The organism is Lentzea sp. NPDC020367 (assembly GCF_044387305.1).
Classification (GTDB): Bacteria; Actinomycetota; Actinomycetes; order Mycobacteriales; family Pseudonocardiaceae; genus Lentzea.
In genome coordinates, this window is sequence record NZ_JBIRVV010000006.1 from 330,878 (window position 1) to 348,142 (window position 17,265).

Sequence of the window (17,265 nt, forward strand, 5' to 3'; positions counted from 1 at the left end):
TCAGGCGAGCACCACCTGGCCTTCAACGACCTTGACCGGGATTTTGATCAGTGGTGCGGGTGCCGGCCCTCCGGTCACCTGTCCGTTCTCGTCGTAGGTGGCGCCGTGGCAAGGGCACTGGAATCCAGGGCCGACGTAGGCGACCGGGCAGCCCTGATGACTGCAGGTCGCGTTGAACGCCAGGAAGGTGTCCGTCGCCGGGCGCAGAAGATGGGCGGGCATCCCGTTCGGCGTCGTGAAGCTCTTCGACGAACCGACGGCGACGTCGTCGACCGCGGCGATCACCGGGCCGTGGCTCACCGGGTCCGCGGACGAGCCGGCAGGGCGCCGGGCGAGCGCCAGCACGCTGCCCGCGGTGACTCCGGCAGCGGTCGCCGCCCCCGCGATCAGACCGCTCCGCAGCACGGTGCGCCGCTCGACGTCGTCCTGCACCGTCCCGTCCTCGTCCGGCGCGGGGTGCGGCGGCAGGCCGAGCCCGTGCCGCACCTTCGCACGCAGCCGGGCACTCAGTGACAACACCCCGGCGTCGCCCGCGATGAGCAACGGCGTCCAGGCGAGGGCGAACACGATGTCGGCCCCGACGTAGTACGGCCGAGTCGTCCAGCTCACCGTCAGGAAGAAGCTGAGCGAGAGGAGGACACCGCCGAGTGCGGCGAGCCGGGTGAACAGCCCGAGCAGGGTGCCGAGCCCGACCGCGATCTCCCCGAGAGCGATCGCCAGCCCGGCGACGGTCGCGTGGTCGGCGGCCAGCGAGACCAGCGGGCCGATCGGGGAGGTCGCGGCGGCGTTCACCATCTGCGCGTGGACACCGAGTGGGGAGGTGCCGTCCAGGTAGTGCGTGTCGAGGAGCTTGGAGACACCGGCGTAGAAGAAGGTGCCACCGAGAAAAGCACGCAGTGGCAGCAACACCCAGACCGGCGACCGCCTCGGGGAGTCCCAACGCAACCGTTTCATGTCAGGACTTGCGGGGGGAGACCGTCATGATGCCCGCGCACATCTCGTCGCTGGTGCCGTCGCCCCACACCACGTAACGCGGCGGCAGCTTGCTCAGCTGTGGCAACCGTTTGCGCAGCCCGGCGTCGTGCGTGCACGTCACCCGCAGCGTGTCCCCAGGGCCGATCTCCACCGGCTCCGGCAGCTTCACCAGCCGCTGGTTGTCGAAGTCGAACTGCGGCACGTCCAGCACGACCTTGGCGTTCGGCTTGCCCGGGTTGAGTTCGACCTTGATGGCCCGCCCGAGCAGGTGCATGTGGCCGAAACCGGCGAACAGCGTCATCGGCGCCGGCACCTCGTGGTCGCAGGTCTGGGTGTCGCCGGGCTTCGGCGCGCTCTGGCCGCACTCCTCCAGCTGACGATCCGCGGTTTCACCGACCTCCGGCCCGAACCGCTTCGTCACGTCCGCGATCGAGGCCGCCCGGTCGCAGAGCGGACCCGACTCGTCGGCGGTGCAGGGCAGCTCGGTCGGCGCGTCGAGCGGGAACGTGTCGAGTTCCCGGGTCTGCGGCGTGCCCTCGGTCAGCCGCAGCCGCACCGCCGTGCGATCCGACCCGGCCGGCTTGCCGTCGGTCACGAGCAGGTTGTAGTGCATCTGGAGGATGAGCAGGCTGCCCGGCTCCAGCTTGAAGCCGGCGTCCTGGGTGTACAGCGTCTCCGTGGCGCCCGGCGCCCAGGTGTCCACCCACGTCGCGCCAGGGTCGGCGCTCTCGTCCTCGCTCTCCACGTCGGCGCCGACCACGCCGGTCCCGCCGAAACACTGCCAGCCGAGGCCGGGGGTCTTCGCGTCCTGCTCGCGCACGAGGGCAGCGCCGCCCGGCGGCACCGCGTACACGATGGCGTGGTGCGCGAGGGCGACGTTCTCCGGCACGACCTGGGTCCCGGTCAGGAACTCCGCCTTGGTCAGGCCCGGATCGATCACCTGGCACCGGTACTCGTCCGTGCCGCCGCCCTCCGGCGGAGCGGGCGTGTAGGCCTCGGCCATCTTCAGGTCGGCGAACCGCTCGCCGGCGCGCAGTGGCTGCGTCGGAGCCGGCGGCTGTCCCGCGTGTCCGTTGTGCGGGCCGGGCGGGACGGGCGCCGCGCCGTTGCCGGCGTTCGACCCGCAGGCAACGACGGCGAACGCCGTCGCCAGCGCCACGGTGGCCGCCCCAAACCTCCACAGTGGACTGTCAGTTTTCCTCATGACCTGAACGCTAGGGCGGAATCCGTCCCGTTGCGTCGTACCGCGGTCGTCACTTCGGCAGGGAGGCGGTACGACGGTACTACTCCGTTGAGTCCCCTTAGGACTGCCGACGGACCTGAGCACCGCATTAACGGTCCTCTCAGATTCGCTCGGTAGGAAGTCGATGCCAGACAGGCGAAGCATCACTTGTGCGGGAGGCTCTTTAATGGCAGTCAAAGCAGCGCCGTCCGGAAAGAAGCCGGCAGGCCGGTGGGTGCCGTGGTTGGTGATCGGCTTGTGGTTGGTGCTGACCGTCGTCATGGGGCCGTTGAGCGGAAAGCTGAGTTCGGTCACCACCGACAAAGCCGTGGACACCCTGCCGGCGAACGCCGAGTCCACCAAGGTCGCGGCACTGGAGGACGGTCTCCCCGGCGGGAACGACAACACGTTCGTCTTCGTGTACCACCGCGACAGCGGGATGACCGACGCCGACCGCGCGACGGTCGAGCGCCACTACGACACCCTTGCCAAGCGGTACCCGCCGAAGGTGGCGGCCCCGCCCGGCGAGGACGAAGAGGGCCCGCGGACGAGACCCTCCAACGACGGCAAGGCAATGATGTTCACCCTCGACGTGAGCACGACCTACGGCGCACCGGAGGCCATCGTCGGCCCGCTGCGCGACGCCGCGAAGGACCGCCCCGGCGGCCTCCAGCTCGAGGTGACCGGCCCGGCCGCGGTCGAGGGCGACATGGACGCCGTCTTCGACGGCATCGACCTGCAGGTCCTCCTCACCACCATCGTCGTCGTCACGCTCCTGCTGATCATCACCTACCGCAGCCCGGTGTTGTGGCTCATCCCGCTGGTGGCAGTGGGCGCGGCCGCACTGACCTCGATGGCGACCGTTTACTTGCTGGTCAAGGGTTTCGGCATCGTGGTCAACGACCAGAACTCGGCGCTGCTGACGATCCTGGTGTTCGGCGTCGGCACGGACTACGCGTTGTTGCTCATCGCGCGATATCGGGAAGCGTTGCACCACCACGAGAACGTCCGGGTCGCGATGGTCCACGCGTTGCGCGGCGCGGCGCCGGCCATCGTCGCGTCCGCGGCCACCGTGGTCGCCGGCCTGCTCTGCCTGCTCGTCGCGGACCTGAACAGCACCAGCGGATTGGGCCCGATCGGCGCGGCCGGCATCCTGTGCGCGCTGGTGGCCATGCTGACGCTGTTCCCGGCGCTGCTGGTGGTGCTCGGCAGGCGGATCTTCTGGCCGGCCATCCCGCGGTTCGGCGCGGCCGTGGGGGAGAAGCCGGGGCTGTGGGTCCGGCTCGGCGCCACCATCAGCCGCCGCCGGTGGGTGGCGACGCTCGGCTCGCTCGGAGTCCTGGGCGTGCTCACCATCGGGCTGACGGGCAACACCGGTGCCCTGCGGGAGCAGGACCAGTTCGTGTCCGCGCCGGAGTCGGTCACCGGCTTCACCGTTCTGCGCCAGCACTTCCCGGAGCTCGGTGGCCAGCCGATGACGATCTTCACGCGACCGGCGCACCAGGAGCGGGTGCTCGACGTCGTCAAGGGCACTCCTGGCGTGGCAGTGGCCATTCCGGGTCAGACCAGCGGTGGCTGGGCCGACATCTCGGTGTTCCCGACGGACGCGCCGGACACCGCCGCGGAGTACGACACGATCAAGCGGGTGCGCACCGCCGTGCACGCGGTGAGCGGGGCGGAGGCGATGGTCGGCGGGCCGAGCGCGGAGCACCTCGACACCGAGGTGACCACCAGCCGCGACGAGAAGCTGGTGATCCCGCTGGTGCTCGTCGTCGTCCTGCTCGTCCTCGGGCTGCTGCTCCGGGCGATCGTGGCCCCGCTGGTGCTGATGGCCACCGTGGTCGTCTCGTTCGCGGCGGCCTTCGGCGGCAGCGTGTTCGTCTTCGACACGATCCTCGGGTTCAAGGGCGTCGACTATTCGGTGCCACTGCTGGCATTCCTGTTCCTGGTGGCGCTCGGCGTCGACTACAACATCTTCCTGGCCAGCCGGGCACGGGAGGAGACCGCGCGTCTGGGCACCAGAGCGGGCATGCTCAAAGCCCTCTCCGCCACCGGTGGCGTCATCACCTCGGCAGGCCTGGTCCTGGCGGCCACGTTCGCGGTCCTCACCACGCTTCCGCTGGTGATGCTGATCGAGGTCGGGTTCCTGGTCGCCTTCGGCGTGCTGCTCGACGCCCTGCTGGTGCGGTCGGTCCTGGTGCCCGCCCTCACCCTGCTGATCGGCCGGCGGATGTGGTGGCCGAGCCGGCTGTCCCGACCCGTGGTGTCGCCGGACGGTCAACGGCCGCTCGCCGACGATGAAGAGCTTGTGCTGCAACGGTGAGTGCGTGGAGATCCGGGACGGGGAACGAGTCCCGTCCCGGATCTCTCACGGCCTGACGGTGGTGAGCCGTGGCAGCGGAACAGCCGGAAGGTCGACCCGAAGCAACGCGCCACCGCGTGCGGAGCGGCCCACGGTGGCCCGGCCGCCGTGGGCGTCGACGACCCGCTGCACGATCGACAGCCCCAGACCGGATCCCGGCAACGCCCGAGCGCTGTCGGCGCGGTAGAACCGGTCGAACACCCGCGGTACGTCGGCGGCGTCGATGCCCGGCCCGGCGTCGTCGACCTCGAGCACCGCCGACGCGCCCTGGGCACGGAGCCGAACCTGGACCGGCTGGTCCGCGGGGGACCACTTGCCGGCGTTGTCGATGAGGTTGAGCACCGCCCGTTGGAGCGCGGCGGGACGCCCGCTCACCCACACGGACGTCACGTCGAGCACGACCTCGACGTCGGGCGTGCGGGAACACGCCTGGGTCGCGGCGGCCACCACCACGTCGGCGAGGTCGAGCAGTTCGGTGTTCTCGTCGCTGACGTCACCGCGCGCCAGGTCGGTCAGCTCGGCGACAAGGGTGCTCAGCTCGGCCACCTGGGAGCCGAGATCGTTGAGCAGCCGGGTCCGGCTCTCCGAGGGAAGTGCGCTGCCCAGGGTGCCGCGCCGATCGAGCCGGATCAGCAGTTCGATGTTGAGGCGCAGGCTGGTGAGCGGGGTCTTGAGCTCGTGGGCGGCGTCCTCGGCGAGCAACCGCTGGGCCTGCCGGGAGTCCCGGAGCGCGGCGAGCATGTCGTTGATCGACCGGATCAGCTGCCGGATCTCCCCACCGCCCTCGTCCGGGATGTCGGCGTCGAGATCCCGGGTGCGCGCGACACGGACCGCGGCGGCGGTCAGCCGGTCGATCGGTGCCAGCCCGGTCCGCGCCACGGCCCGCCCGACCAGGGCGCCGCAGACCACGCACAGCAGCCCGATCAGCAGCATGCCCAACCCGAACCGGTTGATCGGGGTGTCGTCGGCCACGAGGGCCACCTGGACCGCGCCGCCCCCTGCCCGCAACGTGTAGACGAGGTAGCCGTCGTCGTCGCTGTCACCCGACTCCACCAGATCGGCCGCCACGCCCTGCGCCACGCCCCGGGCCTGCTCGCTGACCGGAGGAAGCGCGGGCTGGCCGTCCGGCGTCCGGACCGAGCCGTCGGGCAGGACGACCCGAACCAGCCGACCGCCTCCGGGATACGGCGGCAGCTCGACCTGCGCCAGGCCAGCGCGCTCCGCGCTCGCAGCGAGGACGCGGGAGTCGGCGCGCAGTTGGATCTCCGCGGCGTCCTGCAGCTCCCGGTCCAGCAACTCGCTGGCCACCTGGAAGGCCATGAACACACTGGCCGCGATGGCCGTCGCCGCGATCACCGTCATCCTGGTCCGCAGGGACCTCCGACGCCACCAACGCCTCAACCTCCGCGAGCCCCGGCTCACGGAGGAGTCTCCCGCAACGTGTACCCCAAACCGCGCCGCGTGTATATCAGTCGCGGCTCACCCTCGGCCTCCATCTTGCGGCGCAGGTAACTCACGTACACCTGGAGGTTGTTGGACGTGACGCTCATGTCGAAGCCCCAGATCGCCCCGAACAGCTCGCCGCGGGTCAACACACGGGTCGCGTTGCGCACGAGGACCTCCAGCAGGAAGAACTCGGTCCGCGTCAGACGCAGCGGCCGCTCACCCCGCCACGCCTCGAACCTGTCGGGATCGACCCGGAGATCCGCGAACGTCAGGACCTGCGACTCGTCGTCACCCGTCGTGCGGCGCCGCAGCAGGGCCCGGACCCTGGCCAGCAACTCCTCGGTGGCGAACGGCTTGGGCAGGTAGTCGTCGGCGCCGGCGTCCAGCCCGGCGACCCGGTCGGAGACCTGATCCCGGGCGGTCAGCATCAGCACCGGCAGATCCCGGCCCGCCGCCCGCAACCGCCGGCAGGTCTCCACCCCGCCGAGGCGGGGCATCATCACGTCGAGGATCAGCAGATCCGGCTCGTCGCCGTCGATCCCGTCGAGCACGGCGAGACCGTTGGCGACGGTGCTGGTGTCGTACCCCTCGACCTGGAGCACCCGCTCCAGCGACTCACGGATGGCCGCCTCGTCATCCGCGATCATGATCCGCACCCCGCCCCACCCCCTCCAGCCGACGCTTTAGCCGCTCATGGTCTCCGATGAACCTGAGACCAGGGTTAAAGCCCACCAGCTTGCCGGATCGTGAGAACGCACCTAGGGTCGGCTGCGACGTGCGAAAGTCACTGCCCGGTAGGTAGTCCGGGTGACGCGTGAGCGTTCGTGCAAGTACCTGTGATCAGGTCACCAGTGCGTCCTTTGTCGACCATCGACCAAAGGACGACCGTGTCTGATTTGAAGGTTCTCATCATCGGTGCCGGTCTCGGCGGCCTCACCCTCGCCCATGCGCTCCGCGGTCGCGGAATCGACGTCGCCGTCTTCGAACGCGACGCGAGCCCGTGGGATCGGCCCCAGGGCTATCGCCTACACCTCGACTCCGACGGGCTTGACGCCCTCCGAGAAGTGCTGACCGCCGAGCTGCACGCCGTGTTCGAGGCGACGGCGCAACGCACCGAACCGTTCACGACGATCCTCACGACCGACCTCTCGGTCGTCAAACGCCTGCCGGAACGCGATGAACACCGCAACGTCGACAGGGCAACGCTGCGCCAGATCCTGCTCGCCGGAATGGACGACGTGGTGCGGTTCGGCCGTGGCCTCACACACCACGAGAGTGACGAAAGCGGTGTGACCGCCTATTTTTCCGACGGGTCGACGGCGCGAGGTGACGTGTTGGTCGGTGCGGACGGCATTCGCTCGGTCGTGCGCGATCAGCGTGCACCGCAGTGCGGCACCATGGATGCCGGGATCACCGCGATCTACGGACGCGTGGCGGTTCCGGTCGCGGAGCCGTTGGTACCGGCCGAGACGCTCACGGACATCTTCACCATCGCTTCAGACGAGCGGAAAGTCTTCCTGGGTCTCGGCTCTGTGCGGTTCCCGGTGGCTCCCGCCGAAGCTGCCCGGCGACACGCGGCCGGAATCTCCATGCGTGATCAGGAGGACTACGTCGTGTGCGTGGTCGGCGGCCGTCATGAGTACTTCGACGGCGTGCGCGACCTGGACGCGCACGCACTCCGCGAGGTGGCGGCCAAGATTCTTGGCGCCTGGCCCGGCCGTGCCGCCGAACTCGTCAGCCGTGCGGACTCCGACTCGTTCTTCTCGGTGCAGATGTACACCAGCGTGCCGGCGGTGCTGGACGCCCCCGCCAACGTCACGCTTCTCGGCGACGCGATTCACGCCATGACGCCGACACTCGGTCGCGGGGCCAACATCGCGATGCGCGACGCCGCCCTGCTCGGCCGCGCACTGCAGTCCGTTGTAGACGGACGGGTCGGTCTTGCCCGCGCCCTGGCGGACTACGAACAGGAGGAATTGGTCGGCTACGGGTTCTCCGTCGTCAGAGAAGCCGCGCGGATCGGAGAGCAGCGCATGGGGCAGAACCCTCTGCCAAGCTGACCCTGTCGTGTCCTGCGACTGCGCGAGGGCCTTTCGCCTGAAAGGCCCTCGCGCCGCGGTCGGGTCAGCAGGACAGGTTGCCGCCGGCCGGGACGCCGAGGATCCCGGTGATCTGCGTGTACTTGTCGATCCGGCTCTGCACCTGTGCCGGGTTGCCGCCGTTGCACTCGATGGAGCCGTTGATGCTGCGGATGGTCTCGCCGAAACCGCGGCCGTTGACCATCGCGTCGTGCGGGGTCATCGTGCCGGGGCCGCTCTGGGTGTTCCAGTACCAGAGGCCGGTCTTCCACGCGACGGCCGCGTCCTGCTCGACGAGGTAGGGGTTGCCGAGCAGGTCGATGCCGAGGTTGTCTCCGGCGGCCTTGTAGTTGAAGTTCCAGGTCAGCTGGATCGGTCCGCGGCCGTAGTACGCGGCCTGGCCCGCGGGACAGCCGTAGGGTTGGCCGGCGTCGCAGTAGTGCGGGTAGTTCGCCTGGTTCTGCTCCACGATGTGGACGAGGCCGCCGGTCTCGTGGTTCACGTTGGCCAGGAACGCTGCGGCTTCCTGCCTCTTCACCGTGTCGTCGCCGGTGTTGGCGAAGGCGGGGTAGGCGTCGAGGGCCGCAGTCAGGCCGCTGTAGGTGTAGAAGCTGTTGCGGCCGGGGAAGATCTGGTCGAACTGAGCCTCGCTCACCACGAAGGACGCGTCCGATGTGGACGGTTGGGCGGACGAGGTCGTGGCGGGCAGCACCAGTGCGCCGGTGGTGGCGACGAGTGCGGCCACGGCCACTCCGGCGCGCTTCAGGAACCGGGGTGTCGACATTCGGAACTCCTCTTGTCATGTCGGTCGTGCGCGGTACGACCGATCCCGTTGGGCTACGGCAATAGGTATGGACCAATCGTCGATGCGTGAAACCGCTCTCACGGCAAGAGGCCGCGAACGGCCCAGTGATCGCTCCGCTATCTGGCAGCGAGTAGAGGACGAGTGGGCCGAATGAATGAAGGCCGAGGCTGGACGTAGGCAGCATCTCTACTCTCCGTAGAGATTTCTCGGCCGATGCGACGCCCAGTCGTGTGGCCCGGTGAGCCGGTGGAGCTCCCCAGGCGACGGTGAAAGTCCACAGTGGACCCGATCACCCGATCGCAGAGCCAGGCTGTCGGTCCGTACCTGGTGCAGCGGGTGACCCGGACTGCGAAGGCCCCGTTCACGCCCCGGCGTGGATGTGCCCGGCCCACAACGAGGGCGTGGCCGGATAGCGGTCGCGTTGCCGGCGGACGGCGTCGTGCAAGGCGAACGCCGCGCGGGAGGTCGGCCGGTCGGCGGGCAGACCGCGGTAGAAGTCCTCGGCGATCTCGACGGCGATCTCGTCGTCGAGCGCCCACAGCGTGCCGATGACGTGGGGAAAACCGGCGAGTTGGAAGGCCGAGGTCAGGTGGATGGCCTCGTCGAGGAGGTGGCCGGAGGTGTTCAACGCGGTCTCGCAGGCCGAAAGATAGGCGAGCCGGGCGTGGTCGAGGCTGATGGTGGCGAGGCTGGCCACGGTCAACGGCGTGGTCAAGTGGTCGTGCAGGAGCAGCCGGCTCTGTGACGGGTCGGTGGCGTCGTGCGTGCCATGGCACGCGAAGTGAGCGACGGCCCTGCTGGCCAACTCGGTGAGGACGCGCGAGGTGGTCGGGGTGTCCTCACCTTCCACGAGCAGGAGTGGCTCGGGCAGCAGGTCGTTCACGAGGTGGGCCTCGTCGGAGACGTGCCGAAGACGCCCGTCGCGGGGCAGGCCCGGGGTGGTTGGCATGGCGACGATGAGCGAACGTGACGGTCCCACGGCATTGCCGGCCTGGCGAGCGTGGTGCAAGGCACGGATGGTCGGGGTGTAGGAGCTGACCACGCGGTCGATCACGGTGCGACGGGAGGAATCGCCGTGGTACCCGGAGGCGTGCAGGGGCAGCAGGCCGAGCAGACCGCCGGGGACCCACCACACGCGGGGCCAGCAGTCGGTCGGGGAGGAGTCGAAACCCAAGGCGGCCAACACCGGACCGGCGGCGACGTCCCACAACCAGCCCAGAACGGCGGCCAAGGTGCGCTGCGCGCCGGCGCGGTCGGCGTCCCGGTCGGTGGTCTGCCGCAGCGCCTGGTGAAAGGTGTCGACCTGCTCGATCAGCGCGGCGAAGTCGAGGTCTGGCAACGGCAACAGCCGAACACCGTCGGCGGTCAGCAGCAGCGCGTCGCTTCGATCGGCGGTGATGTTGAAGGTGACGACCGGCCCGTGCGCCGCCTCGGGCATCAGCTCGCCGGCAGCGGGGGCCAGGCCGAAGGACCCGAACCCGTCGAGGGCGCGGATCTGGTCGAGGACGGCGGCCAGTTCACCGGGCAGGTCGGCCCGGCTGTCAGGCCGCTGACCGATCTCGATCGCGGTGGCGTCCTGGTCCAACCGGTTGCGCAGCTCGACAAAACGCGCGGCGAGATCGGCCCGGGCCGCCCGCAGATCGGTCAGATCGCTGCGGGTCTGCAGACTCTGGCTGAGCAAAACCGCGCGGCCGGCCTCCAGCAGCCCCAGGGCCCGCATCGCGCCATCGGGCGCCGAAGTCAGCACGGCCGCAGCGGCATCGTTGGCCAGGCCCGCGGTTTCGGCGATCGCGACCTGCCGGTCGGCCCGCCGCAGGTACTGCGGGGTGAGTTCGAACAGCAGCAACACCGCGGCCTCGAGTGTCGCCGCCTTGGCCGGGTCGTCGGGCACTGAGAGCGCTGCGGCCGCGCGGGCGGCACGGATGCGCACCGAGGGTGCCCCGCCTGGAATCGCCACCGCCGCCTCGAAGGCGTGCCGAGCTTCCTTCCCGGCGTCGGATCGAGCCTCCAGGCCGGAGCCCAGCATGAACAGGTACTTGGCCCGGTCCGGGTGATCCGGTGGGATCACCGTGGTGGCGAGCCTGGCCGCCGCGATCGCCTCGTCCAGGCTGGTCGCGTCGCCGTTCTCCTCGTAGCGGGCCTGCAGCATCTGACTGAGGTTGGCGTTGGTCATCGCCTGATCGGGGTGGCCGTCGCCAGCGAGCGCGGTCGCCTCCCGGCACACGTCGATCGCCTCGTCCAGATCCTCGGCGTCCTGATGCAGCCGATGCCGGGTCATCAGTGCGCCACCCAGGTTGGTGAGCATCAGCGGCCGGCGCGGGTGGTCGTCGGCCGCGGTCTCGACCGCCCGCCGCCCGACCGTGATCGCCTCGTCCAGATACCGTGCGAGCTCCTCGGCGTCCTCGGCGCGGCTGGACCTGATCCGCAGGGTGCCGCCGAGATTCGACAGGTACAGGGCAAGATCGCCGATGTCGTCGCCGCGGAGGCCCTCGGCGGCGACCACGGCGTCCCGGCCCGCCTCGACGGCTCCGTCGAGGTCGCCCAGCGCACCGGTCCGTTCGAATCTGGCCTGGATCACGCCGGCCAGGTTCGACAGGTACATACCCGCGTTGACGTTCGCCGCGCGCGCGGCGGTCACCGCCTCGCCGGCCACGCGGATGGCCTCGTGCAGGTCGTCGATCGCGCCGGTGCGTTCGGACCTGGCGCGCAACGCGCCCGCGAGATTCGAGCGTGCCATGGCCAGATCGTCGTGGTCGCCGCCGGATTCGACGGCCACTCTCCCGACCCGGACCGCCTCATCGAGGTCCGCCAGGCCGCCGGTCCGTCCAGATCGGACGATCAGCCGGTTGCAGAGGTTCGTCAGGACAAGAGTTCTCTCGCCACCGTCCGGCAGCACTTCGGCCGCGGCCGAAGCGATCCCCACAGCCCGGTCCAGGTCGTCGGCTCGGCCCGTGAGCAGGGATCGCGCGTTCCAGGCGTACGCCAGGTCGACCAGGACGCCCGGCCGGTCCGGGTGGCCGTCGTCGGCGATCTCCAGCGCTTGCTCGCCGGCGTCGATCGACTCGGTCAGCACGGCAAGCCCGTCGGGTGCGTGCTGAGAGGTGAGCAGAAGCGCCTCGGCCAGCGACGCCAGGCGGCCGACCAGATCGAAGCGACTGTCGCCAGGAGAGATCCGCACCGACTCGCGCCCGCGGTCGACCGCCTCGTCCAGATCGGTCTGGTTCCCGGTGCGGCCGTAGCGGATCAGCAACGATCTGCTCAGATGCCACAGTCGGCCGGGCCGGGTGGAGTTGTCCGGAGTGCCGTCGACGATCCTGGTCCACAACGCCACCAGATCGTCCAGCTGCTCCTCGTCCGCGCTCCCCTCCCGAGCTCGCTCGAACAGCTCGATCGCCTCGGCCGTCACGCGATCGGCGAGTTCGGAGGCCAGCACCCCCGGCGTTTCCAGCCCGACGAGGAAACAGAAGGTGAAGGCCTGCAAGGCGAAGTCCAGCGCCTCCCGTCCGTCCGGCACCGGCAGCCCGTTGTACCGATACCAATGCAGCCATCCCAGCAGCCGCAGCGTCTTCCAGGCGACTTCCGGCGGGTCGTTCTCGTCGAAGAGCCGCCTCAGTTCCTTCGCGTCCCGCGCGACGCCGGGCCGCAGTACGAGTTCGAAGTTCCGAGTCGCCTCGGTCGCCTCCAGCAACGCGATCAGAGACGCGAACAGTTCTTCGCGCCGCGCCTCGGTTCGCCGACGCGTTGCCTCACGCCATTTGTCGCGCAGTCCCATGGTGATCGTCTCCATCCGGCGGTGGGACGGGGCCAAGCAGGTCGGTCAGCTGGTCGCCGATGTCGGCGGGCAGGCGGCCGGTGAACTCGATGCCGAGCTGACTGGCCATCGGCCCGGTGTAGACGCGGACCGCCGCCTCCAGGAGTTGCGCGTACACCTGCACAGCCTCCCGGAACCGGTGATGGGCCGTGACGGCCACGACCAGGGCCACTGGAGCGGCGGGCCACCACATGAACGCGAGTGGCGCGTACAACACCGCCCATGAGCCCAGCAGCGCGGCGCGGCCCAAGGTGTCCCGAGCCGCGCTGATCTCATCTTGTTGCGGCGCGGCCAGCGTGAGCCACAGATGGGGCCACACCAGGCCGAAGTCGATTCGATGGTCACGCAGCAGGCGTGCGGCGGCAGCCTGGACTCGATCTCCGCTCCAGGTCGGCCGGTCCGGCCGGGTCAACGCGATGCGGTGCACGGCTTCGCGGGCTCGACTCAGTTCATCGTCGTCGTACGGCTTGCGCAGCGCCGCGGCGCGAGCACTTTTCTCGCGCAGCCGGTCGAGATGCCGGCTGGCGTCGTCCCATCGCCTCCGACGCCGGGCGACGCGTCGGTTCGCGGCCCACCGCAGTGGCGCGGGCCAACGACGCCAGCCGGCCGCCAGCACGACCCGTTCGATCCCGCCGGCCAAGCCCCGCGCGACCAGGCCCACCGCGCCACATGCGGCCAGCGCCGCGGCCAGGAGCGCGACTTGGCCGCCGGTGCTCGACACCGAGAAACCCTTGGCCCAACCGGTGAAACTCGTTGTCAGCGTGTTCACGTCGAACGTGTGCGATTGGCCGAGAGCGCGAGCCGTGAGCAGGACCGCCAGATACAGCGCCCCGGGCACCGCCATCAGGCTCAGCCACTTGTCGGCCAGGTTCTTGCCGAGTTGCCCGAGGAATCCCGTCACAACCACACCCGACGCAACTCCTGGTCACTGATCTTGCACCGGTGCTCCGCGGCCGCCGAGGGCCATGCGTGACGAGCGCAGGGATGGGCGTCTCGTGGGCACACGTAAACGGAATCGCGCCCGCTGGACGACTCGATTCCCGGTGGCTTGATCCCGGACCGCGCGCCGCCGAAGACCCCCAGCGTGTCGCCTGCCGCGCGCAGCGCGCGGTGCAGATCCTCCAGCGCCGCTGCCGGATTCCTGTCCTGCGCGACGGCGGCCAGCACCGTGTCCAGCACACCCACGCCGTCAGAAGAGAGCGTCAGCGTCTCGCGGATCTGGTCCAGGCGCGCGCAGACGTGGTCGAGGCCAGCGGCTACGTCGTCGTCCGTCCGCGCGCTGCGCTCCACGAGGCCCCCAAAGATTTGCGTGCCGTTAGTCAGGATCGGTGCAGTCCCGCCCGGCGTTACGCCCAAAGCGGCCCGGCCGTCTCCCACTGCGCAGCTTCCAACCTGCAACGTCGGGTTTCCGTGAACAGGGTCAGGCCGCTGTGCCGTCTTCCGGCATCCGACAGGCAAGGCGGTGGATGCCAGGCCTCACCTCATGGGCCGGTTCGCCGGGCAGCCGCACCTCGGCGACAGTTCCGGACGGCACGTCCAACTCGAGAGCGAATCTTTCGTCGTCGAGCCGCCAGGCCACGGAGATGGTCCCGTGTCGTGTTGTGTGTGTGGTTGAGGCGGACCTGATGCCTCCACCGGGGCGTGGCTCGACGCGGAACCGCCGCCACGTCGGCTCCAGCCGTCGCAGCCCCGCCACGTACTGGTGCAGGAACGAGATGACGGCGCCCTTGGAGTAGTGGTTGAGCGACTCGTGCGGCGTTCCGTTCTCGTCGACCCCCTCCCAGCTCTCCCACACCGTCGTCGCCCCGCGGTCGATCATCGTGAGCCAGGACGGGGGACTGTCCTGGAACAGCAGTGCGTAGGCGAGGTCGAGGTGTCCGTGGTCGGCCAGCGCGGGCAGCAACAGCGGCGTGGCGAGGAAGCCGGTGCCGAGGTGCTTGCCGTTGCTGGTGATGAGGGCGGCCAGGTCGTCGGCGACCCGTTGCCGGTGCTCGTCCGCCACCAGTCCGAAGGACAGCGCGCGGACGAGGTTCGCCTGGGTGTGCGGGACGACGTGTCCGCCGGCGTCGACGTACTCGGCGCGCCAGGCGGCTGAGGCTGCTTCCGCGAGCTCGTCGTACCGTGCTGCCGAGGCCGTGTCGCCGAGCAGTGCGGCGATCGCGGAGGCGTGGCGGGCCGACCAGGCCAGGTACGCGGTGGCCGTGTCACCCTTGTCCGCAGCGATGAAGGCGGCGAAGTCGGACACGGCCTCGCCTGGCACCAGCCACTCGCCCCAGTGAAAACCGTTGTCCCACAAGTGCTTCTCGTGCGCGGCAGGGTCAGGACGCCGAACGGTCCTGTCCGGGTGCCTGGCCGCGGCCGCCAGCCGCTGTGCGCGGTCGAGCCAGCGCACGACGTGTGGCCACATCTCCGCGAGCACAGAGATGTCGCCATACTCCTGGTATAGCTCCCACGGCACCAGGACGATCGCGTCACCCCATCCCGCTGAGCCGTTGAGACCTCGGAGCGGACCGGTGCGCTCGGCGACCGGCATGGGTGCCATGTTGTTCAGCGTGCCGTCCGTCCACTGGGCGGCGGCGAGGTCCCGCAGCCACTTCACCGAGAAGCCGTGCACGTCGTACAAGTACGTCGCGGTCGGTACGAACACCTGCCAGTCACCGGTCCACCCGGCCCGTTCCCTGGTCGGGCAGTCGGTGGGAATGTCGCAGGCGTTGCCGCGGAAGCTCCAGACCGCGGCCTCGTGCAGCCTGTTCGCCCGGTCGTCATCACACCGGAACGTGCCGCGGGGCCTCAGGTCGGTGTGCACGACCACTCCGGTCACGTCCACAGTGGACAGTGGACCGGGATGACCCTCGACGCGGACGTAGCGGAAGCCGTGCGTGGTGAAACGGGGTTCGAACACGTCACCGTCGACACCGGCGGATACCACTCGGTCGACCTGACCCGCGGTGAGCGGTCGAGGCAGAAAAGGGACATCGGGAACGAGATGATCGGTGGTGACGTCGCCGTCGCCGTCGCCGTCGCCGTCGACGGCCTCGCCGTGGGTGAGCACCAACTCGGTACCCGCTGGGCCGAGCGAGGTCAGCCGGACCCGGCCGTTGATGTTGCGCCCGAGATCGACGACGTGGGCGGAACCGACCTCGGTGACCGCCACGGGGACGATCTCCTCGATGGCTCGAACCGGCGGCGACGGCGACACGACCAGGGTCTCGGTGCTGACCGCCTGCGCGGCAACGGGTCGCCAGTCGTGCACGCCGACCAACCGGCGGTCCTCGTGCTGCCCTTCGATGAGGTCCGCGACGGTGATGTGGCTGTGCGACCACTGCCACGAGTCCCCGGTGCCGGTCGTCGTCGTGGAGCCGTCCTCGTACGTGATCGTGAGCTGGGCGAGGAACGCCGTGCGGTCTCCCCACTGGTCCGCGGCACGGGTCAGGCCGACCTGGCCGCGGTACCACCCGTCGGCGAGCAGCGCGCGCAGTTCGGAAGCGCCCGGCCGCAACAGCGACGTGACGTCGTACTGCTGCACTTGCAGGTGGTGCGTGTAGTCGGTGTAGCCGGGAGTGAGTTCGTCCCTGGTGACGCGCATTCCGTCGATGGTCAGTTCGTAGATCCCGTGCGCGGTTGCCCACAACACGGCACTGCGCACGGGCTTGGTCACCACCACTTCGCCGCGCAAGGCGTACGCGGGCCGGGCGCCGGGAGTGCCCGGCGCGTCGGTAGACGAGATCCACGAGGCCGACCACGTCGCCGGCAGCTCCGTCATGAACTGTGCTCCTGCGTTTCGGCGAGGAACTCGATGACCGTCGTGCGGAACTCGAGGCTGCCGCCCGCGGTCATGTGGTCTCCGGCGACCAGCCTCAGCGAGGCACCGGGGATCGCGGCGGCCAGCACCTCCGGCCGGGTCGCGAGCGGATCGGCGTCACCCGCGATCACGAGGGTCGGCGCGGTGATGGCGCCGAGGTCGACGGGTCCGGCGTGGGCGGCCAACGCCTGGGCGGCCAGCGACGGACGGTCGGAGCCGACCGCGTCCGCGAACCCCCGGAACGCCGCGAGTGCGGGAGGCAGGCCGGCCAGGTCGTCCGTGAGCAGCGCCTCCGCGAGATCGGCGGTGGGGATCACGCGGGTGTCCACGCCGCCGAGTTCGACCAGGCCCGCACCCGTGCCGCCGAGCACCAGCCGCCTGACCAACGGCTCGCGGGACGCGGTGATCGCGGCGACGACCGATCCCATGGAGTAGCCGACGAGGTCGACCGCCGGAACGCCGAGCCGGGCGATGACGGCGCGGAGGTCGGCCGCCATTCGCCCTTCGCCGTAGCGGGCCGGGTCGGGAGACTTCTGCGAGGCGCCGTGGCCCCTGGCGTCCACACCGATCACGGTGCGACCGGCGGCGAGCAGCGCGGCGACCATCCCGCGGCCTGCCCACTCCAGCAGGGTGTTGCTGATGAAACCGTGCTGGAGCAGAACCGGCGGCAGGTCCCCGACCGGCGGGTCCCAGCGGTGGACGGCGATCTCGGTGCCGTCGTCCACGACGACCGTCGAGGTGATCGGGTTCGTCATCGGTGCTTC

12 protein-coding genes are annotated in these 17,265 nt (G+C 70.0%); 2 read left to right on the top strand and 10 right to left on the bottom strand.

Features of this window, described 5'->3' with window-relative positions; genetic code table 11:
- Positions 1 to 954, bottom strand: coding sequence for a Rieske 2Fe-2S domain-containing protein (locus ACH413_RS26685; protein WP_360031769.1), 954 nt, complete (start codon positions 952 to 954; stop codon positions 1 to 3).
- A 1-nt stretch (position 955) separates the two neighbouring features.
- On the bottom strand, positions 956 to 2,179 hold the full coding sequence (locus ACH413_RS26690; protein ID WP_360031767.1) for a hypothetical protein: 1,224 nt from the start codon (positions 2,177 to 2,179) through the stop codon (positions 956 to 958).
- A gap of 205 nt (positions 2,180 to 2,384) precedes the next feature.
- Between ACH413_RS26690 and ACH413_RS26695 the strand changes: the two genes are divergently transcribed.
- On the top strand, positions 2,385 to 4,520 hold the full coding sequence (locus tag ACH413_RS26695) for an MMPL family transporter (protein WP_360031765.1): 2,136 nt from the start codon (positions 2,385 to 2,387) through the stop codon (positions 4,518 to 4,520).
- A gap of 45 nt (positions 4,521 to 4,565) precedes the next feature.
- Here the strand turns inward: ACH413_RS26695 and ACH413_RS26700 are convergent, their stop codons facing one another.
- Both ACH413_RS26700 and ACH413_RS26705 read right to left on the bottom strand, forming a co-directional pair.
- Positions 4,566 to 5,921 carry an ATP-binding protein gene (locus tag ACH413_RS26700; protein WP_360031764.1) on the bottom strand — a complete coding sequence of 452 codons (1,356 nt, stop codon included), beginning with the start codon at positions 5,919 to 5,921 and terminating at the stop codon, positions 4,566 to 4,568.
- A gap of 56 nt (positions 5,922 to 5,977) precedes the next feature.
- Positions 5,978 to 6,661: a response regulator transcription factor gene (locus ACH413_RS26705; protein WP_360031762.1), complete on the bottom strand. Its 684-nt coding sequence runs from the start codon at positions 6,659 to 6,661 to the stop codon at positions 5,978 to 5,980.
- A gap of 231 nt (positions 6,662 to 6,892) precedes the next feature.
- On the opposite strand from ACH413_RS26705, the gene ACH413_RS26710 reads away from it, so the two are divergent.
- Positions 6,893 to 8,065: an NAD(P)/FAD-dependent oxidoreductase gene (locus ACH413_RS26710; RefSeq protein ID WP_360031760.1), complete on the top strand. Its 1,173-nt coding sequence runs from the start codon at positions 6,893 to 6,895 to the stop codon at positions 8,063 to 8,065.
- 64 nt (positions 8,066 to 8,129) lie between these two features.
- Here the strand turns inward: ACH413_RS26710 and ACH413_RS26715 are convergent, their stop codons facing one another.
- The 6 genes from ACH413_RS26715 to ACH413_RS26740 form a co-directional block, all read right to left on the bottom strand.
- Complete coding sequence (locus tag ACH413_RS26715) at positions 8,130 to 8,867, bottom strand: chitinase (protein WP_360031758.1); 738 nt, start codon at positions 8,865 to 8,867, stop codon at positions 8,130 to 8,132.
- 382 nt (positions 8,868 to 9,249) lie between these two features.
- The gene (locus tag ACH413_RS26720) at positions 9,250 to 12,660 is read right to left on the bottom strand and encodes a CHAT domain-containing protein (RefSeq protein ID WP_360031756.1); all 3,411 of its coding nucleotides are present in this window, start codon (positions 12,658 to 12,660) and stop codon (positions 9,250 to 9,252) included.
- Positions 12,635 to 13,600, bottom strand: a complete 966-nt coding sequence (locus ACH413_RS26725) for a hypothetical protein (RefSeq protein WP_360031754.1) — start codon at positions 13,598 to 13,600, stop codon at positions 12,635 to 12,637. Before ACH413_RS26725 ends, ACH413_RS26720 begins: the two co-directional genes overlap by 26 nt.
- Positions 13,597 to 13,989: a hypothetical protein gene (locus ACH413_RS26730; protein ID WP_360031752.1), complete on the bottom strand. Its 393-nt coding sequence runs from the start codon at positions 13,987 to 13,989 to the stop codon at positions 13,597 to 13,599. Before ACH413_RS26730 ends, ACH413_RS26725 begins: the two co-directional genes overlap by 4 nt.
- Positions 13,990 to 14,119: 130 nt before the next feature.
- Positions 14,120 to 16,462 carry a family 78 glycoside hydrolase catalytic domain gene (locus ACH413_RS26735; RefSeq protein WP_360031750.1) on the bottom strand — a complete coding sequence of 781 codons (2,343 nt, stop codon included), beginning with the start codon at positions 16,460 to 16,462 and terminating at the stop codon, positions 14,120 to 14,122.
- Complete coding sequence (locus ACH413_RS26740) at positions 16,459 to 17,256, bottom strand: alpha/beta fold hydrolase (protein WP_360031748.1); 798 nt, start codon at positions 17,254 to 17,256, stop codon at positions 16,459 to 16,461. Before ACH413_RS26740 ends, ACH413_RS26735 begins: the two co-directional genes overlap by 4 nt.
- Between the last annotated feature and the right edge of the window lie 9 nt (positions 17,257 to 17,265).